Genomic DNA, 22795 nt, shown 5'->3' with positions numbered 1-22795 from the left:
AATGCAGTAAGGTGCAGGGCAATTACGAAAGCAATGCCGATAATGCGGGCCCAGCTCAGACCCTGGTTCCCGGCATCATAGTCATGCCTGTGGATAACGAGTTGTTCCGTCATGCGCCAATGGCTCTTTCAGTGGGGGCCCGGATCACTGTGATGATCCCCAGGTTTTCGGACGGCTTTGACACCGCAGGAACTCCCAAGCTTATACCAATCCCGAGTCCTGTAACCACTAAAAACACAGGGATTTCGGGGGTTTATTTTCTTTTTTTACTTCAGATTGATGATCTTCTTGGCGTCTTCGGGTTTTTTAACACCCTTGGCGATCGCCTGCTGTGCGGCCTGCTTGGCCTCGGGGATGCGTCCTTCCGAATGCAGCACCTTGGCCAGATTCAGATAGGTCTCGCCGTCCTTGGAGAGGGGGGCGGCCTTCTGCCAATTCTCGATCGCCTTCGGCACGTCTTCGCTGTAGTAGTACGACTGCGCCAACGCGAGGTAGGTCTGGTAGTCAGGCTTGAGAATGCCCTTCTGCATGCCCTCGGTGATGACGGCGATGACGTCCTTTTCCTTGTTCTCGGTGTTGGCGTAGATCGAGTACAGCTGCTTGTATTCCTTCTCTTCGGTCAGCTGACCGGAGGCACGCAGCTTGTCCATCACCCCGGCCGCCTTGTCCATCTGGTCGGCCTGCATGTACATGCTGGCCAGATTGAGCTGGGCCTTCTTGTCGTTGGGCGTCTTGGCGGCCAGCGCTTCGGCGGCGGCCACGGCTTCACCGGTCTGGCCGGCTTCGGCGTAGGACGCCATCAGCAGCTGGTTCCACGTGTCCTTGGGTTCGGGCGAGGCGGCGATGGCCTGCTTGAGCACCGGAATGGCTTCCTTGTAGCGCTCGGCCTGGTATAGCGCCTGGCCCTTGAGGATCAGATCTTCCGGGCGCTGCGACTTGCTCTCGTCCAGGTACTTGTCCAGCGTGGCCAGACCTTCGGCCTGCTGGTCATCCTGCAACTGCAGCTGCGCCAGCATCAGCATCGACTGGAACTGGCCGTTGTTGTCCAGCGCGTTCAGTGCGATGGCCTGCTGCAGATAGGTCTTGGCAGCGGCGGTGTCGTCCATGTTGTACGCCGCCTGGGCGGCCAGCTGGCCGGCCAGCGCCTTGTCGGCTTCGTTGGCAGCGCTGTTGGCCAGGATCTCGTCGGCCTGTGCCCGCACCGCAGGGAAATCCTCGCCCTTGTTGAAGGTTTCGATCAGCTTCTGCAGCTTGCTGCCCAGCTTGGACGACGGCTTGATGGTCGGCGCGGTGCGGGTGGACTGCGGGTACAGCTCTTCGGCCTTGCCGCTGTTCTTGGACTTGCGGTTGGCCCGCTCGGTCGAGCGGTCCGACTGCGCGACCGCATCGGTAACGACAGCCCCGCCCAGCGATGCGGCGATGATCAGGGACAACAGGGCGTGCTTGCGGTTGAGCAGTTTCATGATTCACCTCGGACGAGCCGCCGTTGGGCGGTACGAAAAGCGGAATGGAAGCTGTACGAAAATTCTGAGCCGGCAAACTTAGCAGAAAGTCTCAGTTCCCGAAAACGGTTTCCGTGCTGTGGTGCAGCATCGGCGCGATTACCCACAACGGGGCACTCGACCGTCCTGTCGGGCCTGCTGATACACCGGTTGCAAGGCATTGACGTCGGCCTGCAGTTCACGGATGCGGTTGGCCGGGTCCGGGTGGGTGGACAACCACTGCGGCTGACGGTTGCCGCTGGCGGCCATCATGTTCTGCCACAGGCTCACCGCCTGGGCCGGGTCGAAGCCGGCTTGCGCCATCAGGCGCTGGCCGACCACGTCGGCCTCGCTTTCCTGGGTGCGTGAGCCAGGCAACAGGAAGACGGTTTGCGCGGTCATGCCGCCCACCTGGTTCACCGCACTGGCGGCGCCATCGCCATAGGCCGCGCCGGCCAGCGCGCCGATGATGCCCAGGCCGGTCTGGGCGCCGAGCTGGCGGGTGATGCGTTCTTCGTGGTGGCGCGAGATCACGTGCCCGATTTCATGCCCGAGCACGGCGGCCAGCTGGTCCTGGGTCTTGGCCACAGTGAAAATGCCGGTGTTCACACCGACCTTGCCACCGGGCAGGGCGAAGGCATTGGCTTCGTCGTCGACAAACAGCGCGGTCTCCCAACGCGTCTCGCGCCATTGCGGCGGCAACTGCGCGACCAGGGCATTGACCACGCACTGCACATAGGCGTTCTGCTTGCCGTCGGTGCTGACTTTTTCCTTGGCCTTGGTCTGCGCGAAGGACTCCGCGCCAAGCTTGTCGAGCTGGTCTTGCGTCACGCCGCCTACCACCTGACGGCGGCCGGTTGGCGAAGTAGTGGTGGCGCACGCCGTCAACGCGAGGACGGCAACAACGATCAACAACCTGGCTTTCATTCAATCCCCCTTGAACCCTGGGGGCATTTTGGCAGGGTCGTCTTAACTTTTCGTCAAGCGGGTCAGCCGAGACCGAAAAAGTACAGGGCTGCCAGGGCGGTCGCGTTGTTGATCCCATGCGCCAGGATCGGCGCCCACAGCGTGCCGGTGCGCCAATACAGCCATGCAAACGCCGCGCCCATGCCGCCGTAGACCAGCCACAGTTGGGCGATGGCAACCACGCCATTGCCGCTGATGCCGGGCACTTCGTGCACCAGGGCGAAGGTCAGGCTGCTGAGCACCACGCCCAGCCACGGCCGCCCGGCCGCCAGCAGACGCCCGAACAACACGCGCCGGAACAGCAGTTCTTCGTAGGCCGGTGCAATGGCGACCGCAAAGACGACCAGCGCCAGCGGCCATTGCTTGATGGCTTCTTCCATCAGCGGCAGGTTGGTCGGCACCGGCTTGATGCCCAGCGCCGAGGCCAGAACGCTGACCAGATTGCTGAGCATGAACACGCTGGCGGCCACGGCCGCAATCCAGCCCCAGGTCGACCGGCGCCGGATCGCGGCACGCGACGTCGCCTGTTCGGCAGGCGTGGCACGGCGACGCCAGAAGTACAGCAGCACCGCCGGAGTCGCAGTGCTGACCAGCGCGATCAGCAGCTGCACCATGACGCCCGGTTGGCCGATGGCGGCCATGATCGCGGCCGGGGAGGGGCTGCCGCCCTGCGCACGCACGGCCTGCACCTCTCCCATGCTGCGCAGAAAGCCCCACACCGCAAAGCCGGCCACGCTCAACAGCAGCAACAGGCCGATGGCGATCAGCAGATCGATGCAGAAACCGAGCACGGCGGACCGCAGTGACGGTGGACCGGGCACCGAAACCGGCGCCGGGGAAGGCGGAAGAACTGCGCTCATCGTCATCCCTGCAGGCCGGCGCACACCGCCACATCGCGCGTGGCGATGCGGCGGTGCAGGCGGCGGATCAGATATCCAGGTTGGAAACCTTCAGCGCGTTGTCCTCGATGAAGTCGCGGCGCGGTTCCACCACATCGCCCATCAAGGTGCTGAAGATCTGGTCGGCCGCCACGGCGTCTTCAATGCGCACCTGCAGCAGGCGCCGCGTGTCCGGATTGACCGTGGTTTCCCACAACTGCTCGGCGTTCATTTCGCCCAGGCCCTTGAAGCGCTGCACCTGGCGGCCCCGCTTGGCCTCTTCCAGCAGCCAGGCTTGCGCCTGCGCAAAGCTGGTGATCGGGTGGCTCTTGTTGCCACGCAGGATCTGAGCGCCTTCGCGCACCAAGCCATGCAGCGCCAGCGCAACCTCGCGCAGCGGACGCAGTTCGCCACTTTCGAACGCGCCCATCGGCAGCACCTGGGTGAATTCCTCGCCCATGTGCTTGCGCACCGACACCAGCGAGGCGGCGGCACTGTCGGTGGCCGGATCGAAGCGCAGCTGATAGCGCGCCGTGCCCAGGGTGCCGCGGTTGAGCACTGCCTGCAGCGCATCCAGCGTGGGATGCACGTCGCCTTCGGCCTGCAGCTGCACCACGTCCAGCGGCGGCAGGTCGATCAACGCGGTCAACAGCGCCGGGTCGTAGCGGTGGGCATTGCGGGCAATGGCCTCCTTGGCGCCAGCGAACAGCAGCAGCAGTTTTTCCAGCGCCTCGCCGGTGATCGGCGGCTCGTCGCTGGCCGGGATCAACGCTGCACCCTCGACCGCGCTGCTGGCCAGATAGGCGTTGAGCGCGGCATCGTCCTTGAGATACAGCTCGCTCTTGCCCTGCTTGAGCTTGTACAGCGGCGGCAGGCCGATGTAGATGTAACCGCGCTCGATCAGCTCCGGCATCTGCCGGTAGAAGAACGTGAGCAGCAGCGTGCGGATGTGCGAGCCGTCCACGTCGGCGTCGGTCATCAGGATGATGCGGTGGTAGCGCAGCTTGTCCGGGTTGTACTCGTCGCGGCCGATGCCGGTGCCCAGCGCGGTAATCAGCGTGCCCACCTGGTCGGAGGCCAGCATGCGATCGAAGCGCGCGCGTTCGACGTTGAGGATCTTGCCGCGCAGCGGCAGCACCGCCTGGTTCTTGCGGTTGCGGCCCTGCTTGGCCGAGCCACCTGCCGAGTCACCCTCGACGATGAACAGCTCGGACAGAGCCGGATCCTTTTCCTGGCAATCGGCCAGCTTGCCCGGCAGGCCGGCGATATCCAGCGCGCCCTTGCGGCGGGTCAGATCGCGCGCCTTGCGGGCGGCTTCACGGGCCCGGGCGGCATCGACGATCTTGCCGGTGATGGCCTTGGCTTCGTTCGGGTTTTCCTGCAGGAATTCCTGCAGGCGCGCACCGAAGGCATTTTCCACCGCCGGGCGCACGTCCGAGCTGACCAGTTTCTCCTTGGTCTGCGAGGAGAAGCTGGGGTCGGGCACTTTCACCGACAGCACCGCGATCATGCCTTCGCGCATGTCGTCGCCGGTCAGGGTGATCTTTGCCTGCTTGGCGATGCCGTTCTGCTCGATATAGTTGCTCAGCACGCGCGTCAACGCGCCGCGGAAGCCGGCCAAATGCGTGCCGCCATCCTTCTGCGGGATGTTGTTGGTGAAGCAGTACATGGTTTCCTGGTAGGCGTCGGTCCATTGCAGGGCCACGTCCACCACGATGCCGTTGTGCTCGCCGGTCACCGAAATCACATTCGGGTGCAGCGGGGTCTTGAGCTGGGCCAGATGCTCCACGAAACTGCGGATGCCGCCTTCGTAGTGGAAATCATCGCGCCGGCCTTCGCCGCGCTCGTCGATCAGCGCAATCTTGACGCCGGAATTGAGGAACGAGAGCTCGCGCAGGCGGCGCGCCAGGATGTCGTAATGGAACTCGACGTCGCTGAAGATCTCCACCGCCGGCTTGAAGCGCAGCGTGGTGCCGCGCTTGGTCGAGGCTTCCAGCTGCTTGAGCGGGTACTGCGGCTCGCCCAGCGCATATTCCTGCTGGTAGTGGAAGCCGTCGCGCCAGATATCCAGCCACAGGTGTTCGGACAGCGCGTTGACCACCGAGACGCCCACGCCGTGCAGGCCGCCGGACACTTTGTAGCTGTTGTCGTCGAACTTGCCGCCGGCGTGCAGCACGGTGAGGATCACCTCGGCTGCGGAGACGCCTTCTTCCTTGTGGATGTCCACCGGAACGCCGCGGCCGTTGTCCGACACCGCTACCGAGCCATCCACGTGGATCTTGACCACGATGTCATCGGCGTGGCCCGCCAGGGCCTCGTCGACCGAGTTGTCGACCACCTCGAACACCATATGGTGCAGGCCGGTGCCGTCGTGCACATCGCCGATGTACATGCCGGGGCGCTTGCGGACGGCTTCGAGGCCACGCAGCACGGTGATCTTGCTGGAGTCGTAGGTGCCGTTGGGTGTTGGCGGTGTGGTTTGTTCGTCGGTCATGCGCGTGCCGTTGGCTCCACAACACGCACGAGGACGGCGGAAGCCGTATCGCGCGTGGGAAAAGGGGGATAGCGCGGCAATTATACCAGCCGGCTCATGCCAGCCGCGGCGGATCAGTCGGCGCCGGCCGTGGGCACAAGCTGACCGTGTTCCACGTGGAACCGGTGCAGAGTCTTGCCGGCGTCGGCTAGTCCGGGGGGAAGTTCAGTTGCAGTGATCAGCACCTGCGCCGGCGCGCTGGCCAAACGCTGGATCACCCGGGCCTGATGGTGACGATCCAGCTCGGAACCCAGATCATCCAGCGCCATGACGGGCCATTCGCCACGCTCATGCGCGAAATCCTCCGCCTGGGCGAGCAGGCAGGCCAGTGCCGTGAGCTTGGCCTGCCCCCGTGACAGCGCGTCCTTGCCGGGCAGGGCGTCAAACAGCGGCGCCCAGTCGGCGCGGTGCGGGCCTTGCGACGTGTAGCCGTTCTGGCGGTCGCGTTCGCGTGCGAGCAGCAGGGCATCCGCCAACGAAACCTCATGGCGGCGCCAGCCGGGTGCGAACGTCAGTGCAAATAGGCCGAGCGAGGGGGCAATGGCCGTTGCGACCGGGATCAGGCGTTCCTGCAGCCGCTCCAGGTACTGCAGGCGCCGCGAGGTCAGGGTTTCGCCGGATTCGGCCAGTTCGTGATCCCAGGCATCCAGCATCCGCGGCTGTGCGCCCTGCTTGAGTAAGGCGTTGCGCTGCTTGAGTGCGCGCGCGTACCGGCGCCACAGCGCCAGAAAGTCAGGTTCCACGTGGAACAAGCCCCAATCCAGGAAACGCCGCCGTGGTTCGCCGCCACCGCTGATCAGCACATGGCTGCCAGGCTCGAAAGTCACCACCGCAAGTGCGGCACACAGCGACCCGAGTTGGGCCACGTCCTCGCCATCCAGGCGGCCGGTCCATTCCTGCCCGCTATGCCGCAGGCCGGCACGGCGTGTGCGCTCGGTGCTGTCGCCCGCACGTTCGCGCCATTCGACGAAGATTTCCAGATCCTGCCCACCCTGGCGGATCAGCCCGTCCCGTACCCGGCCGCGAAAGCTGCGCCCGTAGGCCATGACATGCAGGGCTTCAAGCACGCTCGTCTTGCCGGCACCGTTGTCGCCGGTCAACAGATTCAACGTGCTGGCTGGATAAAACTCGACTGCTTCGAAGCGACGAAGTCGATGGATGGACAACCGCGCTACATGCATCGATCGGTCTGCTTGGCCTTGAAGTCCGGCATCGGACGGGGCGGAGCATACGTGATCGGCAGTGGACGTGCTTCGGCAAACATTTCCGTCACGCGGCAACAAACTGGGGACAAGTTGTGGACAGTTTTGGCGCCCACCGTGGTCGTTTCGCTTATCCACAGGTAATCAGGCCGTTTGCGCGGGTCTAGACACAGGGTTTCAAGGCCACAAAAGTGTTTAAGAACAGATGCTTAACCTACTTTTCGGCGAAATCTGGCCCTACCATCACCACCAAGCTTTTAAGATTTATCTAGATTTAAAAGCTTTGAGCGTTGTGCATAACTCAAAAGCGCCTTGCGAAGCCGTGCTCCAATCGCACGGACATCCCTTTCCGAAGACCTGGTCTCTTAGATGTTAGCTGGTTACCTCTATCTCTGATGGCCTAGATCAAATGCCAATGGCAGTTCTTTTACGGAGCAGGGCGAACCGAGGCAGAGAGCATGTGCCGATAGCCGCCGTGTTCTAGCCACGCGACCGCGAGTGCTTTGGAGCCTTGATTGGCAGAGAGCCGACAATCGCTTTCCTGATTGCTCGTGATGGCTCTTACTGTCGTTAGAGCCGGCCCAGAGCAAGCGCGAGGAACATCCGCCAGTTGCCACGGGACACAAGTCAGCAGCTGACCCGCCTGCGCGGAAGCTCGCTGCCCCAGCCGATCCGCATGACTTCGCACCAACGGTCGTTCACGACATCTCAGATCGAACCAGGGCACGCACGTTGGCTCGAGGTACGCCGAGTACAGGGCTAGGTACGTTGATGGCAGCGAGCCATCTGCCTCAATGTTCCGTCGGCCCATAAAAAAGCCCGGCGTAAGCCGGGCCCCTTCATGTTCCACGTGGAACGCAGCGTCAGAGACGCAACGGCATCACAACGTGGCGGGACTTCTCGCTGCTGGCCTCACGCACCAACGCCGACGAATTGGCATCGCGCAGCTGGATCACCACGTGCTCGTCGCGCAGTGCAGACAGCGCATCCAGCAGGTAGTTCACGTTGAAGCCGATGGCCAGATCATCGACCTTGGTATCGGCCTCGATCTCTTCCTGCGCTTCTTCCTGCTCAGGGTTATGCGCGCTGATCTTCAGCTGGCCCGGCGATACTTCGACGCGAACGCCGCGATACTTTTCGTTCGACAGAATCGCCGCACGCTGCAGTGACGCACGCAGCGCCTCGCGGTCGACCTTGACCTCACGGTCTGCGCCGATCGGTATCACCGCCTCGTAATCCGGAAAACGGCCGTCGATCAGCTTCGAGGTGAAGGTGACATCGCCGCGCTTGACGCGGATATGGCTGCGGCCCAGTTCCAGCTCGACATCGCGATCAGCCGCTTCCAGCAAGCGCAGCAGCTCGGTCACGCCCTTGCGCGGCACGATGATCTGGCGCTTCGCGCTACCGGACTTTTCCAGCTCGGTCTCGCACAGTGCCAGGCGGTGACCGTCGGTCGCCACGCAGCGCAGCAGGCCATCGCGCAGGTCGAACAGCAGGCCGTTGAGGTAATAACGCACGTCCTGCTGGGCCATGGCGAACGCCGTGCGCTCCATCAGCTCCTTCAGCCCGGCTTCCGGCACCGCCACACGCTCGGTGGCCTCGACTTCGTCCACCGACGGGAAGTCGTTGGCGGGTAGCGTGGCGAGCGTAAAGCGGCTGCGCCCGGCCTGCACCGTGACCTTGTCTCCGGTCTGCGAGACGGTGACGCGGCTGCCGTCAGGCAGGGCCCGCAGGATGTCGAACAGCTTGCGCGCCGGGATCGTGGTTTCGCCGTCCTGGGCGTCCTCGACCATGGTGCGCGAGATCATTTCGACTTCCAGGTCGGTCCCCGTCAGCGATAGCTGGCCGTTGTTCACCTGCACCAGCAAGTTCGCCAGTACCGGCAATGTCTGACGCCGTTCGACGACATTGACCACCTGGGCCAACGGCTTGAGGAAGGCTTCGCGCTGCAGTGTGAAACGCATGTGGTTCCGTGCCCCTATGCTTTAAAGATGTGGAATAAATCAAAAGCTTGGTGGTGATGGTAGGGCCGTTTTCGGCGGACAACCACACTAACGTATTGTTTCCAAAGACCTTTCTGAGCTTGAAAGTCTATGGACTAGTGCCCCTGGAGCGGTGGGAAAACCTGTGGATAGTTTTCGCCTCAACGCTGCAGCCGCATTTATCCACAGATTCTCCCGCATTTGGCCCCAACTCATCCACGCTTTTTTCCAAGCCCGGCGAGAAGGGCGCCGAACGCTCACTCGCTGAGCTTGCGAATCAGCTTTTCCCAGTCCTCGCGCAGCTTGCCGTCGGCCTCCATCAGCGTGCGGATCTGCCGGCAGGCGTGTAGCACGGTGGTGTGGTCGCGGCCGGCAAACGCATCGCCGATCTCGGGAAGGCTGTGCTCGGTCAACTCCTTGGCCAGCGCCATTGCCACCTGGCGCGGGCGCGCCAATGAGCGGGTGCGGCGCTTGGAGAGCAGGTCCTTCATCTGCAGGCCGTAGTAGTCCGCCACGGTCTTCTGGATGTTGGGAATGCCGATCGCCTGCTGCTGCGCGCGCAACAGGTCACGCAGCGTCTCCTGGGCGAACTCCACGGTGATCGAGCGGCCGGTGAAGTTGGCGCGGGCCACCAGCGTGTTGAGCGCCCCTTCCAGGTCGCGCACGTTCGAGCGCATCTTCTTGGCGATCAGAAACGCCACGTCGTCGGGAATCTCGGCGCCGCGTTCGCGCGCCTTGGCCAGCACGATCGCCGCACGCGTCTCGAAATCCGGCGGGTCGATCGCCACCGACAGGCCCCAGGCCAGACGCGACTTCAGCCGCGGCTCCAGGCCCTCGACTTCGCGCGGATAGCGGTCGCAGGTCAGGATGATCTGCTGGCGGCCGTCGAACAGCGCGTTGAAGGTGTGGAAGAACTCTTCCTGCGTGCGGTCCTTGCCGGCAAAAAACTGGATGTCGTCGATCAGCAGCGCATCGATCTGCTGGAACTGGCGCTTGAACTGGTCCATCGCTTTGTCCTGCAACGCGCGGATCATCGCGCTGAAGAACTGTTCCGAGCGCAGGTACATCACCTTGGCCGCCGGATTGGCCTGGCGCAGCGCGTTGCCGGCCGCGAACATCAGATGGGTCTTGCCCAGCCCGGTGCTGCCGTACAGCAGCAACGGGTTGTGCGCCCGGTCGCCAGGCTTCTGTGCGGCCTGGATCGCCGCGGCCAGACCGAGCTGGTTGCTGCGGCCTTCCACAAAGTTGGCAAAGGTGTAATGCGAATCCAGGTTGCCGGCGAAGGGCACGATCGGCGCGGCCGCCGGCGCACTGGCGATGGCTTGCGGTGCCGGCAGCGGCTCCGGCGCACGCGGACGTGAACCGACCGCCAGCGCCACCTCGCCATTGCCGGCGAAATACGCCAGCAACTCGCGGATACGCGGCAGGTATCGCTCGCGGACCTGCTCGACAATGAAGGCATTCGGCGCATACAGCACGATGCTGTCGCCGCGATCTTCGGCCTGCAGGGGTTTCAACCAGGTGTGGACATCTTCGGGCGGGAATTCAGCTTCGAGACGTTCCAGACAGCGGGGCCAAGCATCCATCAAAGTGTGATCATCTGTTGCTGGCTGCGGCGCGCAGAAAAGCGCCGTGCTCGCAGCCCGGTCGTGAAAAGAGGATGGACCAGACTAGCACCCGGGGCAGGGTTTTCCCAGGGTTATTCACAGGTCCATCCACAGGCCATGCACACCGTCACTTGCGGTAAAGCCAGCAGGGAGTTGACCCGGCCCCAACAGCTCCTATAGAATTTCCGGTTCTATTCGTCTCCATCCATGCAGAGGGCCCCATGGCCACCAAGCGTACTTTCCAACCCAGCAACCTGAAGCGAGCACGCGACCATGGCTTCCGCGCACGTATGGCAACCGCCGACGGCCGCAAGATCCTGGCTCGCCGCCGCGCCAAGGGCCGCAAGCGCCTGAGCGCTTGATTGCCGCGCCGCTCCCTGCGGCCGAGGCAATCCCTTCAGTGAACGCAGCGAACCCGTGCAGGCGATTTCCTCGCTCTGCGCGGGTTCGTACGCGTGCGCAATATACGGTCGTCTTCGATACTGCACGCCGCACTTCGGACCCGTTGCTGAGCCTGCACTGGCGCAGTGGCGAGACGCCGCCGCGCCTGGGCATGGCGGTGTCGCGCAAGGTCGATACGCGTGCGGTGGGGCGCAACCGCATCAAGCGGGTGTTGCGCGATGCCATGCGCCACCTGCTGCCGGAGCTTGCCGGCGGTGACTACGTCATCGTGGCCCGTTCGGCGGCCGCCAAAGCGACCAATCCACAGATCCGCGACGCCTTCGTGCGTCTGCTGCGCCGTGCCGGCGCATTGCCCCTGCCTGCCGCGCCCGGCACAATGCCGCCCGCCAGGGCACCGCGCCCATCCTCCCTTTCCCCGACAGAGCCGGACCCCCGTTCCGACTGAGCGAGTTGCTGCCCGATGAACCAGACCCGTGTTTTCCTGATTTTTGCCTGGCTGATGGTCGCGGCACTGCTGTGGATGGAGTGGGGCAAGGACAAGGCGGCCGCCAATGCGCCGACGCCGATCGCCTCGCAGGCGGTCCCGGCGGCGCGCGATCCGGATGCCGCGGCCCCGGCGACGAACGTGCCGTCGGCACAGGCAATTCCGCAAGCCGGCAGCCCTGCCGCGCTGCCTGCGACCAGCACCACCACGGCCACGCCCGTGGCGGCAGGTGCCGCGCCGGCAATCACCCTGACCTCGGACGTGCTGCGCCTGAAGCTGGACGGCCGCAGCGTGCTCGACGCCGAGCTGTTGCAGTTCCCGCAGACCAAGGACGGCACCGAGCCGGTCAAGTTGCTGACCGAAGACGCCGCGCATCCGTACAACGCCACCAGCGGCTGGGCCAGCGAGCGCTCGCCGGTGCCGGGCGTGGGCGGGTTCCGTGCCGAGCAGCCGGGCACCACGTTTGAACTGGCCAAGGGCCAGAACACCCTGGTGGTGCCGTTCGTGTGGAACGGCCCCAATGGTGTGTCGATCCGCCGCACCTTCACCTTGCAGCGCGGCAGCTACGCGATCTCGATCAAGGATGAGGTGATCAACAAGAGCGATGCGGCGTGGAACGGCTATGTGTTCCGCAAGCTGAGCCGGGTGCCGACCATCCTCAGCCGCGGCATGACCAACCCGGATTCCTTCAGCTTCAACGGCGCGACCTGGTACAGCCCGCAGGAAGGGTACGAGCGCCGCGCGTTCAAGGACTACATGGACGACGGTGGACTGAATCGCCAGATCACCGGCGGCTGGGTGGCTCTGCTGCAGCATCACTTCTTTACTGCGTGGATCCCGCAGAAGGACCAGGCCTCGCTGTACGTGCTGGCGCAGGATGGCCCGCGTGACGTGGCAGAGCTGCGTGGCCCGGCCTTCACTGTGGCACCGGGCCAGAGCGCCAGCACCGAGGCGCGCCTGTGGGTGGGCCCGAAGCTGGTCAGCCTGCTCGCCAAGGAAGACGTGAAGGGTCTGGACCGCGTGGTCGACTACAGCCGCTTCTCGATCATGGCCATCATCGGCCAGGGCCTGTTCTGGGTGCTGAGCCATCTGCACAGCTTCCTGCACAACTGGGGCTGGGCGATCATCGGCCTGGTGGTGCTGTTGCGCCTGGCGCTGTATCCGCTGTCGGCTGCGCAGTACAAGTCCGGTGCAAAGATGCGCCGCTTCCAGCCGCGCCTGGCGCAGCTGAAGGAGCGCTACGGCGACGATCGCCAGAAGTACCAGCAGGCGACGATGGAGCTGTTCAAGAAGGAAAAGATCAATCCGATGGGTGGCTGCCTGCCGCTGCTGATCCAGATGCCGATCTTCTTTGCGCTGTACTGGGTGCTGGTGGAATCGGTGGAACTGCGTCAGGCGCCGTGGCTGGGCTGGATCCAGGACCTGACCGCACGCGATCCGTACTTCATCCTGCCGATATTGAACATTTCGATCATGTGGGCGACGCAGAAGCTGACCCCGACCCCGGGCATGGACCCGATGCAGGCCAAGATGATGCAGTTCATGCCGCTGGTGTTCGGCGTCATGATGGCCTTCATGCCGGCCGGCCTGGTGCTGTACTGGGTCGTCAACGGCGGTCTGGGCTTGTTGATCCAGTGGTGGATGATCCGCCAGCACGGCGAGAAGCCGAGCAAGATCATCCAGGCCAACGCCAAGTAAGTGGAACAAGGCCCGCCGCAAGGCGGGCTTTGTACATGTGCCCCCGCAGTGCACCACCGCACGTGCTGACCATTGCCAAGGATGCGTTCGTGATGTCATCGCCGCTGCACCGCCTGTTGCTGTGCGCCAGTTGTGTGGGGCTGTTGCTGCTGGCGGGCTGCGGCAAACCGCAGGCCGGGCACGATGCGCAGGCTGCCAAGTCGGCCGCATCCGTCACATCTGCCGCGCAAAACGATCCCGCTGCCGAAGATGCGCGCGCCCTGATCGCGCAGTTGCGCGAACAACTCGACCGGCATCGCCGTATCATCGTGTTGCTGGCCGATGAGGCCACGCAATCGCCGCGCGACCGTGCCACCTCCAGCAGCGTGGGCCAGCAGTTGTTCCATGAGAACCTGGAGCAGCGCGAGCGTATTGCTGCACGGTTCGAGACCGTGCTGGCCTCCAAGGCGTCGACCCGCTTCGCCACCCTTGCCACGGTGCTGGATGACGTAGAGTCGGCGCCCGATCTCTACGATGCCGATCGGCTGGCGTTTCGCGAAGTGCTGCGCGATTTGCACGCGCGCATTGGCCGCGATTCGGCATTGCCGGCGGTGAAACTGCACCAGCGCATCGGCGAAGACCTGGAGGCGCTGGATGAAATCGAGCGCACCTACAACACCGAGCTGACCCAGATCTTCTCCCGCTTCGATCGCAGCCGCGCCATCACGCCCAAGCGCGAGAAATGGGACGACTACGTGGCGCATCTGCGCACGCTGTACACGCGCGAAAAGATCCTGCGCGACCACGGCGTGGTGGAGCCGTATCCGTTCTCCGCGCGCGACAGCGAGAGCGAGATCTTCGGCCGCGATCTGCCGCCCAAGACGGTGGTGCTGACCTTCGACGATGGCCCGCATAAGGCTTATACCGAAGAGATCGTGGCCATCCTCAAACGCTACGACGTGCCTGGGGTGTTCTTCGAAGTGGGCCGCAATCTGGGCAACCTGGATGCGCAAGGCAAGCCGACCCTGGCGCCGCTGGCCAAGATCAGCCACAGCCTGATGGAAGAGGGCTATGCGGTGGGCAATCACAGCCTCACCCATGCACAGCTGTCCAAGACCACCGGTGCGGCCTTGCGCAGCCAGGTGCTGGATACCGACACGCTGTTGCGTGCGGTGGACGACAAGCGCGCGCCGCTGTTTCGGTTTCCATACGGCGCGCGCAACGCCGAGGGGCTGCAATTGCTTGGCGAAGCGGGCCTGAAATCGATCATGTGGAATATCGATTCGATGGACTGGGCCGACCCGGTGCCGGAATCGATCGTGCAGCGCGTGCTCGACCAGGTGAACAAGGAACAGCGCGGCATCGTGCTGTTCCACGATATCCACGACCGCGCCGTGAAAGCGTTGCCGCAGATCCTGGATCGCCTAATTGCCGATGGCTACCAGTTTGCCGGCTGGAACGGGCGCGATTTCTCGGTGGCACGTGCGCCCAGCGCAACCGCGTCCGCAACGGTGACCACCGGTTATGCCAAGTCGTGGGCGATCGTGATCGGCATCGACGACTACGCGCGCTGGCCCAAGCTCGAATACGCCGCCAACGATGCGCAGGCGATTGCCAACACCTTGACCGGCCCGTTGGGGTTTCCGTCGTCGCAGGTGATCGTGCTCAAGAATGCCGAAGCCACCCGCAACAATATCCTGGCCGCGTTCCATGACCGGCTCGGCGATGGTCGCGCGCAGACCAACGACCGCGTGTTCGTGTTCTTCGCCGGGCATGGCGCCACGCGCCGGCTCGCCTCCGGGCGCGACCTGGGCTACATCATCCCGGTGGATTCGGACCCGGAGCATCTGGCCAACGACGCGATCGCGATGAGCGACCTGCAGAACATCGCCGAAAGCCTGCAGGCCAAGCACGTGCTGTTCGTGATGGATGCCTGCTACAGCGGTTTGGGATTGACCCGTGGTGGTCCAAGTTCCAGCGCCTACCTGCGTGAGAACGCCCGCCGCATCGCGCGCCAGATGCTCACCGCTGGCGGCGCCGATCAACAGGTGGCCGACAGTGGCCCGAACGGGCATTCGGTATTTACCTGGGTGGTCTTGCAGGCACTGGCCGGCAAAGGCGATCTCAATGGTGATGGCTTGATCACCGGAACCGAGCTGGCCGCGTATGTCGCGCCGGCCGTGTCGGCGGTGTCGGCGCAGACGCCGGCATTCGGCAGTTTGCCGGGATCGCAGGGCGGTGAGTTTGTGTTTCAGGTGCCGAGCGGCGAAGAATTCCTCACCGCCGACACCGCGCAGTTGTCGGCGGCGGCGATCGCGCTCAATGGCCGCGTGGATGCGGTGCGTCCCGCTGCAGTGAGTGCCGGCGTACCGGCAAACGCGGCGCCGGTGACGGTCAAGACCTTGCAGGGCGGCGAAGCCACGTTGGTGCTGCCAACCGCGGTGAAGAGCAGCGACCGTCAGCGTGCGCAGTTGGCCAACGAACGTGGTCTGCAGCTGTACAAGGAAAAACGCTACGCCGATGCCGCCGAGCAGTTCGCCGAAGCCCTGAAGCTGCGGCCGGACTTTGCATTGGCTGCCAACAACCTGGGGTTTGTGTACTACCGCCAGGAGCGCTATGCCGAAGCTGCACGCTGGCTGGAAAACACCTTGAAGATCGATCCCTCGCGCGCGGTGGCCTATCTCAACCTCGGCGATGCCTATGCCAAGGCAGGCGATCGCGAGAAGGCACGCAAGGCCTACACCACCTATCTCGCCTTGCAGCCGCAAGGTGCCGGTGCCGAGCAGGCACGCGCACAGTTGCAGACTCTGTGATTTCTCTTCGTTCTCTCTTCGCATGAATGCCTCGCCTTCCACCATCGTTGCCATCGCCACTGCTGCCGGAACTGGCGGTATCGGTATCGTGCGGCTGTCCGGCCCGCAGTCTGTACAGATCGCCGCCGCACTGGGCATCGCCGGACTGCAACCGCGGCATGCGCGTTACGCGCGGTTTCGCGATGCGCGGGGCGAGGTGATCGATGACGGCATCGCGGTGTGGTTCCCCGCGCCGCACAGCTTCACCGGCGAAGAGGTGGTGGAGCTGCAGGGCCACGGCAGCCCGGTGCTGCTACGGCAATTGGTGGCCCGCTGCATCGCGGTGGGTGCACGCCAGGCGCGTGCGGGTGAGTTCAGCGAGCGGGCCTTTCTCAACGGCAGACTCGATTTGGCTCAGGCCGAAGCGATTGCCGACCTGATCGCCGCTGGCGATCTGCGCGCAGCGCGTGCGGCGCGCAGATCGCTTGACGGTGTGTTCTCGCGACGCGTGGATGCGGTAAGTGAGAGCCTGACGCGGTTGCGCATCCATGTGGAAGCGGCGATCGACTTTGCCGACGAGCCCCTCGACACACTGGGCGGCGCGCAGGTGCGCGAGGAGCTCACCCGCACGCGCGCACTGCTTGCGCAGCTGTTGCGCGATGCCGAACGTGGACGCAAGTTGCGCGATGGTTTGCACGCAGTACTCATCGGCCCGCCCAACGCCGGCAAGAGTTCCTTGCTCAACGCCTTGGCCGGCAGCGAGCGGGCGATCGTCACCGATGTTGCCGGTACCACGCGCGACACCTTGCATGAAGCGATCCAGCTCGACGGTTTCGAACTGACCCTGGTGGATACCGCAGGCCTGCGCGAGGGCGGCGATGCAATCGAGCGCGAAGGCATGCGCCGCGCGCGCGCCGAACTGCAGCGTGCCGACCTGGCGCTGATCGTGCTGGATGCACGTGACCCGCAGGCCGCGCGCGATGCCCTCGGCGATGCCATTGATGCGGTACCGCGCCGGTTGTGGATCCACAACAAATGCGACCTGCTGGCTGTGGCTGGGCCAATGGACGCCGATGCGATCGCGGTGTCTGCGATGACCGGGCAGGGGCTGGAGCGCCTGCACACCCGCCTGCGCGAACTGGCGCTGGGCGATGGCATAGAAAGCGTGGATGGCGAATTTTCAGCGCGCACGCGGCATGTCGATGCATTGCACCGCGCCGAACAACATGCCGACGCCGCAGATCTGGAACTGCGCTACGAGCAGCTCGAACTGGCCGCCGAAGAACTGCGCCTGGCGCATGAAGCCCTCGGTGAAATCACCGGCAAGCTCAGCGCGGACGATTTACTCGGCAAGATCTTTTCGAGTTTTTGTATCGGGAAGTGATGTGGTGGTGATGCTCCATGCGTGGTGCGAGCGCGAGCAGTACCTCGCCGTTCAATGAAACAGGCAACCGATCCCGCGGATTTGCGCTGGGGTTAGGCGATCTAGATCCGAGCAACTGCCGAACTTACCCAACGCCATGCGTTGCATGCCGACGACCTGCACATCGCGCAGGCGCGCATCACTGCGATCTGGCCTACAGCACGCCCGGCAACACCGTCTGCAGGGCGGCGGCTTCTGCCGCGCATGTCGTGGAGTTCGCCGGCGTCGCCTTGGCGATTTCGCGGCGGGCGGCGGCCAGGTCGTTCTGGAACTCGGCGTTGCCATGCAGTGCCGCGACGGTGGCGGCGCCCATGATGCGGCCCTGCAGGACGTCGCTTTGCCAATGCACGTTGCAGACCAGGCGGCTGTCGCCGAAGGCGCGGCCGCGGGCGAGCAGGGCATCGCGCCTGGCCGGTGCCAGTTCGGCCAGGATCAGGCCCCAGCTCCAGCCGATGGCGGTGTGACCGGACGGATAGGAGCCGTTCTTGCGCAGGCTGTCGTCGTCGGCCGGGGTGCACATCGGTTGATCGTTGCGCATGAACGGGCGCGGGCGTTGATAGCGCGCCTTGGCCGCACTGGTGCTGGTGCTGGCATCGCGCAGGCTGCGTTCGAGCAGGCGCAGCAGATGTGGCGTCGTGGCCTGGTCGATCTGCACGCCCAATGCGCAACTGAAGTGGCCAGCCGCCGCCGGGAAGCCCAGCGCGGCGTCGCGCGTGGCTAGGTCCCAGCGTGGTGTGCCGCGTAGTTGCAGCATCGCCTTGGCCACTGCTTCGTCGTTGGCAAGCGCGGCGCTGCCATCCTGCGGCGGTGGCGGGACCAGCTGCAGGCTGTCGGGCAATTGCTCTTTCTGCAGATAACCACGCGCGTCGGTAGCAATCACCGAACCTGCGGAAGCTGGCGTCTCCCGCGCACCCGCCAGGCCGCTGCCGATCAGCAACGTGGCAATGGCGGCGCCAGTCAGCGTCGGATGGAACGAGCGAGCACGGCGCTGCGGCATGGAACACTCCTCAAACGACACAACGGGAAGAACGCGCAGATTACGACGCGCAGATGACAGCTGCATGCCGGCGCCACGCAGTGACGGCGCGCGCCACGCAGCGACTGTCGCCGCACTGTCATGCGGCCGTCGCATCGGCGCAAGACAGCTGTCGCACGCTTGCCGCCATCTTTTGACTCTTCCCCCACGCCGCTCATGCCCAAGACCCATCTCCTCAGTGCCGCCGTCCTTACCGCGCTCGTGCTGTCACCGGCCGTGCGCGCCGCCGATACGCCTACCGAGGCAGGTGCCGACGCGTCTGCCGCAACGGGAACCGTGCAGCAACTCGATGCGGTGTCGGTGATCGGTCAGGGCGAAACCCGTCAGGTGCAGCGCATCACCCAGCAGGACATTCCGGTGCTGCCGCCGGGCACCAGCATCCAGAAGCTGCTCAACCGCATGCCGGGCGTCAACGTGCAGTCCAACGATGCCTTCGGCGCGAACGAAGAGTCGCAAACAATCAGCCTGCGTGGCTTCAACGGCACGCGTCTGGGCTACACGCTCGATGGGTTGCCGCTGGGCGATAACGCGTACGGCAACTACAACGGCCTCAACATCAGCCGCGCGCTGATCGCCGAGAATTTCGGCGGGGTGGAGCTGGCTTCGGGTATCGGTGCGCTCGGTACCGCGTCGACCAGCAACCTCGGCGGCACCATCCAGTACTACTCGGCCGATCCGTCCAGCGTATTCGGCGGCCAGGTGTCGCAGACGGTGGGCTCCGATGCCAACCGCCGCACCTTCCTGCGTATTGATACCGGTGATTACAACGGGTTCTCGGCGTATGTGTCCGGCATCAATGCCGAAGCCGACATGTGGGCGCGCCCCGAGTCGCCGACCACCACCCGGCAGTTCAATGCCAAGGGCGTGTATCAGTTCGACGGCGGCAAGCTGACCGCATTTGCCGATACCTCGCGCACCTCGCAAGCCGATTATTCCTACCTGTCCAAGAGCGGCATGGCGCGTGGCCTGGGCTGGGACTGGAATTTGTACGCACCGGACTGGAACCGTGCACTGGCGGCGGCGTACTGCGCGCCGGCCACGCGCAATGCGGCGCGCTGCGGCTTCAGCGGTGGCGTGGATAACGTGGACGATGCGTATTACCAGAGCCGCGCGCTGCGCGACGACGACCTGTTCTACGTGGCCGGCGACTTCCAGCCCAACGATGCGATCAGCCTGCACACGCAGGTGTATCACCATGAAAACAAGGGTCAGGGCCACTGGTGGTCGCCTGGGCAGGCATCCAACCCGGGCACGCCGCAGGCACTGCCGATCTCGATCCGCAGCACCAACTATTGGATCAATCGCACCGGCGGTATCGCCTCGCTCGGTTGGGATCTGGGCCCGCATCATCTGGAAGCCGGGTTGTGGTACGAGCGCAACCACCACGATGTGGAGCGCAATTTCTACTGGATCGATGGGCCGGTCAGCGATGACAAGTTCCTGCAGGATCCCGACCGCCGGCTGTTCTCGCAGAACTACATCATCACCACGCGGCAGTTCTACGTGCAGGGCAACTTCAAGTTTCTCGACGACCGCCTGAGCGTGGATCTGGGCATCAAGAGCCCGAGCACGGAAATGACCGCGCGCGAGACGCCGGGCATCGCAGTGGAAGCGCCGGTGGCTACCGGCTCGATCAAGGCCAGCGAGTCGGTGCTGCCGCAGATCGGGTTGGGGTATCGCCTTGCCGAAGGGCAGGAAGTGTTCGCCTCGTACGCGGAAAACATCGCCGCATTCCAGGGCGGCGGCGCCGGTGGCCCGCTGCTGGTGACGCAGGCCTCGTTCGATGCCAGCGTGGGCGCGCTGGAGCCGGAAAAGTCGCGCACGCTGGAAGCCGGCTATCGCTTCGTGCGTGACCGCTTCGAAGCCTCGCTGGTCGGCTACGACGTCACTTTCGACAACCGCCTGCTCTCGCTCAACCCCTGCGCCAGCATCCAGCAGGGCACCACGCCGGCCTGCACCACGCGCTTCTTCAACGTGGGCTCGGTGAGCAGCCGCGGTGGCGAGCTGACGGTGATCTGGAAACCGACGAGCTACCTGCAGTGGTACAACTCGGCCTCGATCAACCGCTCCAACTACGACGACAACTATGTGCAGAACGGGGTGACCATTCCCACCGCCGGCAAGACCACGGTGGATACGCCCAAGCGCATGCTCGCCAGCGAAATCGCCTTCAACTACGCCGGCTGGAACGTCAACCTGCGTGGCAAGTATACCGGTGAGCGCTTCTACACCTACACCAATGATCAGGGCTTTGGCGGCTACACCTCGTTCGATGCCGGCGCCGGCTATGAGTTTGGTCAGGTCAGCATGCTGCAGTCGTTGAAGCTCTCGCTCAACGTGACCAACCTCACCGACAAGCGCTACGCCTCCAACCTCACCGCGTTCGCCAACAGCGATCCGAATGGCCGCCAGCTGGCATTCCACGCCAGTGCGCCGCGGCAGGTGTTCTTGACGTTGGATGCCAAGTTCTGAGTTAGGGATTGGGGAATCGGGACTGGGGATTCGTAACGGCGGGTCTTGCTGCTGCTTACGGATTTCCGATGCTGATGGACGCTGTTAGTTTTAGAGTGGCTGACAAGACTTAGAGCAGCTATCAAAACGACTGCGCAGCCGCCAGGCGGGCGCGGCCGGTGCTCGGAATCCTCATGTACGCCAGTACACTCCGGTTCCTCCGCGCCGTCCGCACCCACCTGACGACTGCTCGCTACGTTTTGTTAGCCGCTCTTAGCGCGTGGTTGTCAGGCGGATACGAACGATGCGGAGAAAGCGGGGTGTACGTGTCGTACATGCCGCACCGCCAATCGGCCGCGTTCGCCTGGCGATCATGCTTTGGTTTTGATGGCCGCTTTTTCGTTGGAGAAAGGCATGATGCAGTTCCACCGTGTTCTAGTCTTGGGAGCGATGATGGCCGGCATGAGCGGTCCCGCCGTTGCAGAGGCGCCGCTGGCCAAGACGGTGCAGATCTTCGCGCACCGCGGCGCCAGCGCATTGCGCCCGGAACATACCTTGGCGTCCTACGCCAAGGCTATCGTCGATGGCGCTGATTTCGTCGAGCCGGATCTGGTGTCGACCAAGGATGGTGTGCTGGTGGCGCGCCATGAGAACGAGATCGGCGGCACCACCGATGTGGCCAGCCATCCGGAGTTTGCCGCGCGCAAGACGCGCAAGACCATCGATGGCCAGGCGCTGGAAGGCTGGTTCACCGAAGACTTCACCCTGGCCGAGTTGAAGACCCTGCGCGCGCGTGAGCGGTTGCCGCAGTTGCGTGGCACGCGGTGGGATGGCCATTTTCAGATCGTGACGCTGGACGAGATCATCGACTTCGTTGCGGCGGAGTCGGCCGCCACCGGGCGCACGATCGGGCTGATTCCTGAGATCAAGCACCCGAGCTATTTCAGTAGCCTGGGCCTGGCGATGGAAGACAAGGTGCTGGCCACACTGCAAGCGCACGCGTATACGCGCACGGCGCCGGTGACGATCCAGTCGTTCGAGACCACTAACCTGCGCTACCTGCGCGGCAAGATCGGGCGGCAGAGCAACATCCGGCTGCTGCAATTGCTCAGTGGTGCGCAGATGGCGCTGCCCGATGCGGGCAAGGGCGCTGCGCCAGCCACCTATGCGCAACTGATGACACCTGCGGGGCTCAAGCAGGTTGCCACCTACGCCGACGCGATCGGCCCGGACATCCGCGCGATCATTCCGCTGGATGCGCAGCAGCGCCTGGGTCAACCGACCAGCCTGGTGCGCGATGCGCATGCGGCGGGATTGCAGGTGCAGCCGTACACCTTTCGTCCGGAAAACTATTTTCTCGCCGCCGACAACCGCAGTGGCGGTGCGCCGACCGAGCGTAACGAAGCGGGTGCGCTGGCGGAATTGAAGCGCTATCTGGACACCGGCATCGATGCGTTTTTCGCCGACGACCCGGGCCTGGCACGGCGCGCATTGAGCGGGAAAACACCGCGGTAAGCAACGCATACGTAGGAGCGCGCTTGCGCGCGATGGGGCGTTACCGATAACGCTTCATCGCGCGCAAGCGCGCTCCTACGTGAGGCGGGCGGCGACGTGGATTGGTCGGTAGTTCGCTTAAGGAATGGTGTTACGTGCCTGGTGTGCTTGCGGAATTGAAACGCTATCTGGACACCGGCATCGACGCATTCTTCGCCGGCAACACGGGCTTGGCGCGACGCGCGTTGAGCGGGCAGACACCGCGGTAGATAACGCGGAGTGCGTAGGAGCGCGCTTGCGCGCGATGGGGCGTTATCGATAACGCTTCATCGCGCGCAAGCGCGCTTCTACAAACGCGGCACAGCACTGATTACTTGGTTAGTCGCC

At 64.3% G+C, this 22795-nt stretch carries 15 protein-coding genes, 1 other RNA gene and 1 pseudogene; 9 read left to right on the top strand and 8 right to left on the bottom strand.

What is annotated here, in order from left to right:
- Window positions 1–266: 266 nt before the first annotated feature.
- The 7 genes from QRM60_RS09635 to dnaA all read right to left on the bottom strand — a co-directional run bounded on the left by QRM60_RS09635 (window position 267) and on the right by dnaA (window position 10628).
- Complete coding sequence (locus QRM60_RS09635) at window positions 267–1463, bottom strand: tetratricopeptide repeat protein (protein WP_011035265.1); 1197 nt, start codon at window positions 1461–1463, stop codon at window positions 267–269.
- Window positions 1464–1601: 138 nt separating this feature from the next.
- The gene (locus QRM60_RS09630) at window positions 1602–2408 is read right to left on the bottom strand and encodes a M48 family metallopeptidase (protein ID WP_011035264.1); all 807 of its coding nucleotides are present in this window, start codon (window positions 2406–2408) and stop codon (window positions 1602–1604) included.
- 62 nt (window positions 2409–2470) lie between these two features.
- Window positions 2471–3307: a CPBP family intramembrane glutamic endopeptidase gene (locus tag QRM60_RS09625; RefSeq protein WP_161962882.1), complete on the bottom strand. Its 837-nt coding sequence runs from the start codon at window positions 3305–3307 to the stop codon at window positions 2471–2473.
- Between the two features lie 67 nt (window positions 3308–3374).
- On the bottom strand, window positions 3375–5819 hold the full coding sequence (gene gyrB, locus QRM60_RS09620) for a DNA topoisomerase (ATP-hydrolyzing) subunit B (protein ID WP_042595423.1): 2445 nt from the start codon (window positions 5817–5819) through the stop codon (window positions 3375–3377).
- A 113-nt stretch (window positions 5820–5932) separates the two neighbouring features.
- The gene (gene recF, locus QRM60_RS09615) at window positions 5933–7039 is read right to left on the bottom strand and encodes a DNA replication/repair protein RecF (RefSeq protein WP_115557167.1); all 1107 of its coding nucleotides are present in this window, start codon (window positions 7037–7039) and stop codon (window positions 5933–5935) included.
- A gap of 884 nt (window positions 7040–7923) precedes the next feature.
- Window positions 7924–9024 carry a DNA polymerase III subunit beta gene (gene dnaN, locus QRM60_RS09610; RefSeq protein ID WP_011035260.1) on the bottom strand — a complete coding sequence of 367 codons (1101 nt, stop codon included), beginning with the start codon at window positions 9022–9024 and terminating at the stop codon, window positions 7924–7926.
- 275 nt (window positions 9025–9299) lie between these two features.
- The gene (gene dnaA, locus QRM60_RS09605; protein ID WP_014505929.1) at window positions 9300–10628 is read right to left on the bottom strand and encodes a chromosomal replication initiator protein DnaA; all 1329 of its coding nucleotides are present in this window, start codon (window positions 10626–10628) and stop codon (window positions 9300–9302) included.
- A 242-nt stretch (window positions 10629–10870) separates the two neighbouring features.
- Here dnaA and rpmH point away from each other — a divergent pair, with 242 nt between their 5' ends.
- The 5 genes from rpmH to mnmE all read left to right on the top strand — a co-directional run bounded on the left by rpmH (window position 10871) and on the right by mnmE (window position 17388).
- The gene (rpmH, locus tag QRM60_RS09600; protein WP_002805908.1) at window positions 10871–11011 is read left to right on the top strand and encodes a 50S ribosomal protein L34; all 141 of its coding nucleotides are present in this window, start codon (window positions 10871–10873) and stop codon (window positions 11009–11011) included.
- A 38-nt stretch (window positions 11012–11049) separates the two neighbouring features.
- Complete coding sequence (gene rnpA, locus QRM60_RS09595; protein ID WP_115557168.1) at window positions 11050–11496, top strand: ribonuclease P protein component; 447 nt, start codon at window positions 11050–11052, stop codon at window positions 11494–11496.
- 15 nt (window positions 11497–11511) lie between these two features.
- Window positions 11512–13233 carry a membrane protein insertase YidC gene (gene yidC, locus QRM60_RS09590; RefSeq protein WP_115576265.1) on the top strand — a complete coding sequence of 574 codons (1722 nt, stop codon included), beginning with the start codon at window positions 11512–11514 and terminating at the stop codon, window positions 13231–13233.
- A gap of 89 nt (window positions 13234–13322) precedes the next feature.
- Window positions 13323–16025 carry a tetratricopeptide repeat protein gene (locus QRM60_RS09585; RefSeq protein WP_285446120.1) on the top strand — a complete coding sequence of 901 codons (2703 nt, stop codon included), beginning with the start codon at window positions 13323–13325 and terminating at the stop codon, window positions 16023–16025.
- A gap of 22 nt (window positions 16026–16047) precedes the next feature.
- On the top strand, window positions 16048–17388 hold the full coding sequence (gene mnmE / locus QRM60_RS09580) for a tRNA uridine-5-carboxymethylaminomethyl(34) synthesis GTPase MnmE (protein ID WP_285446081.1): 1341 nt from the start codon (window positions 16048–16050) through the stop codon (window positions 17386–17388).
- Between the two features lie 193 nt (window positions 17389–17581).
- Here the strand turns inward: mnmE and QRM60_RS09575 are convergent, their stop codons facing one another.
- Complete coding sequence (locus QRM60_RS09575) at window positions 17582–18424, bottom strand: phosphatase PAP2 family protein (RefSeq protein ID WP_259175923.1); 843 nt, start codon at window positions 18422–18424, stop codon at window positions 17582–17584.
- Between the two features lie 195 nt (window positions 18425–18619).
- Between QRM60_RS09575 and QRM60_RS09570 the strand changes: the two genes are divergently transcribed.
- The 4 genes and pseudogenes from QRM60_RS09570 to QRM60_RS09555 form a co-directional block, all read left to right on the top strand.
- Window positions 18620–20935: a TonB-dependent receptor gene (locus QRM60_RS09570; protein ID WP_285446080.1), complete on the top strand. Its 2316-nt coding sequence runs from the start codon at window positions 18620–18622 to the stop codon at window positions 20933–20935.
- A 173-nt stretch (window positions 20936–21108) separates the two neighbouring features.
- A non-coding RNA gene (locus tag QRM60_RS09565) (sX9 sRNA) lies at window positions 21109–21183 on the top strand.
- 145 nt (window positions 21184–21328) lie between these two features.
- Complete coding sequence (locus tag QRM60_RS09560) at window positions 21329–22429, top strand: glycerophosphodiester phosphodiesterase (protein ID WP_285446079.1); 1101 nt, start codon at window positions 21329–21331, stop codon at window positions 22427–22429.
- Between the two features lie 140 nt (window positions 22430–22569).
- Window positions 22570–22677, top strand: a pseudogene (locus tag QRM60_RS09555) (glycerophosphodiester phosphodiesterase); the annotation flags it as partial.
- Window positions 22678–22795: the final 118 nt, after the last annotated feature.

The organism is Xanthomonas sp. fls2-241-TYG-148, assembly GCF_030208815.1.
Taxonomy (GTDB): Bacteria; Pseudomonadota; Gammaproteobacteria; order Xanthomonadales; family Xanthomonadaceae; genus Xanthomonas; species Xanthomonas campestris.
The sequence above is the reverse complement of the archived record's forward strand: the minus strand, read 5'-3'. Positions and strand labels throughout refer to the sequence as shown.

Excerpts from the sequence above, each read along its gene's own strand:
- QRM60_RS09575 (WP_259175923.1), bottom strand. The coding sequence starts at position 18,424 with ATGCCGCAGCGCCGTGCTCGCTCGTTCCATCCGACGCTGACTGGCGCC.
- recF (WP_115557167.1), bottom strand. The coding sequence starts at position 7,039 with ATGCATGTAGCGCGGTTGTCCATCCATCGACTTCGTCGCTTCGAAGCA.
- QRM60_RS09570 (WP_285446080.1), top strand. The coding sequence starts at position 18,620 with ATGCCCAAGACCCATCTCCTCAGTGCCGCCGTCCTTACCGCGCTCGTG.
- QRM60_RS09635 (WP_011035265.1), bottom strand. The coding sequence starts at position 1,463 with ATGAAACTGCTCAACCGCAAGCACGCCCTGTTGTCCCTGATCATCGCC.
- dnaN (WP_011035260.1), bottom strand. The coding sequence starts at position 9,024 with ATGCGTTTCACACTGCAGCGCGAAGCCTTCCTCAAGCCGTTGGCCCAG.
- dnaA (WP_014505929.1), bottom strand. The coding sequence starts at position 10,628 with ATGGATGCTTGGCCCCGCTGTCTGGAACGTCTCGAAGCTGAATTCCCG.
- yidC (WP_115576265.1), top strand. The coding sequence starts at position 11,512 with ATGAACCAGACCCGTGTTTTCCTGATTTTTGCCTGGCTGATGGTCGCG.
- gyrB (WP_042595423.1), bottom strand. The coding sequence starts at position 5,819 with ATGACCGACGAACAAACCACACCGCCAACACCCAACGGCACCTACGAC.
- rpmH (WP_002805908.1), top strand. The coding sequence starts at position 10,871 with ATGGCCACCAAGCGTACTTTCCAACCCAGCAACCTGAAGCGAGCACGC.
- mnmE (WP_285446081.1), top strand. The coding sequence starts at position 16,048 with ATGAATGCCTCGCCTTCCACCATCGTTGCCATCGCCACTGCTGCCGGA.
- QRM60_RS09625 (WP_161962882.1), bottom strand. The coding sequence starts at position 3,307 with ATGAGCGCAGTTCTTCCGCCTTCCCCGGCGCCGGTTTCGGTGCCCGGT.
- QRM60_RS09560 (WP_285446079.1), top strand. The coding sequence starts at position 21,329 with ATGATGCAGTTCCACCGTGTTCTAGTCTTGGGAGCGATGATGGCCGGC.
- QRM60_RS09630 (WP_011035264.1), bottom strand. The coding sequence starts at position 2,408 with ATGAAAGCCAGGTTGTTGATCGTTGTTGCCGTCCTCGCGTTGACGGCG.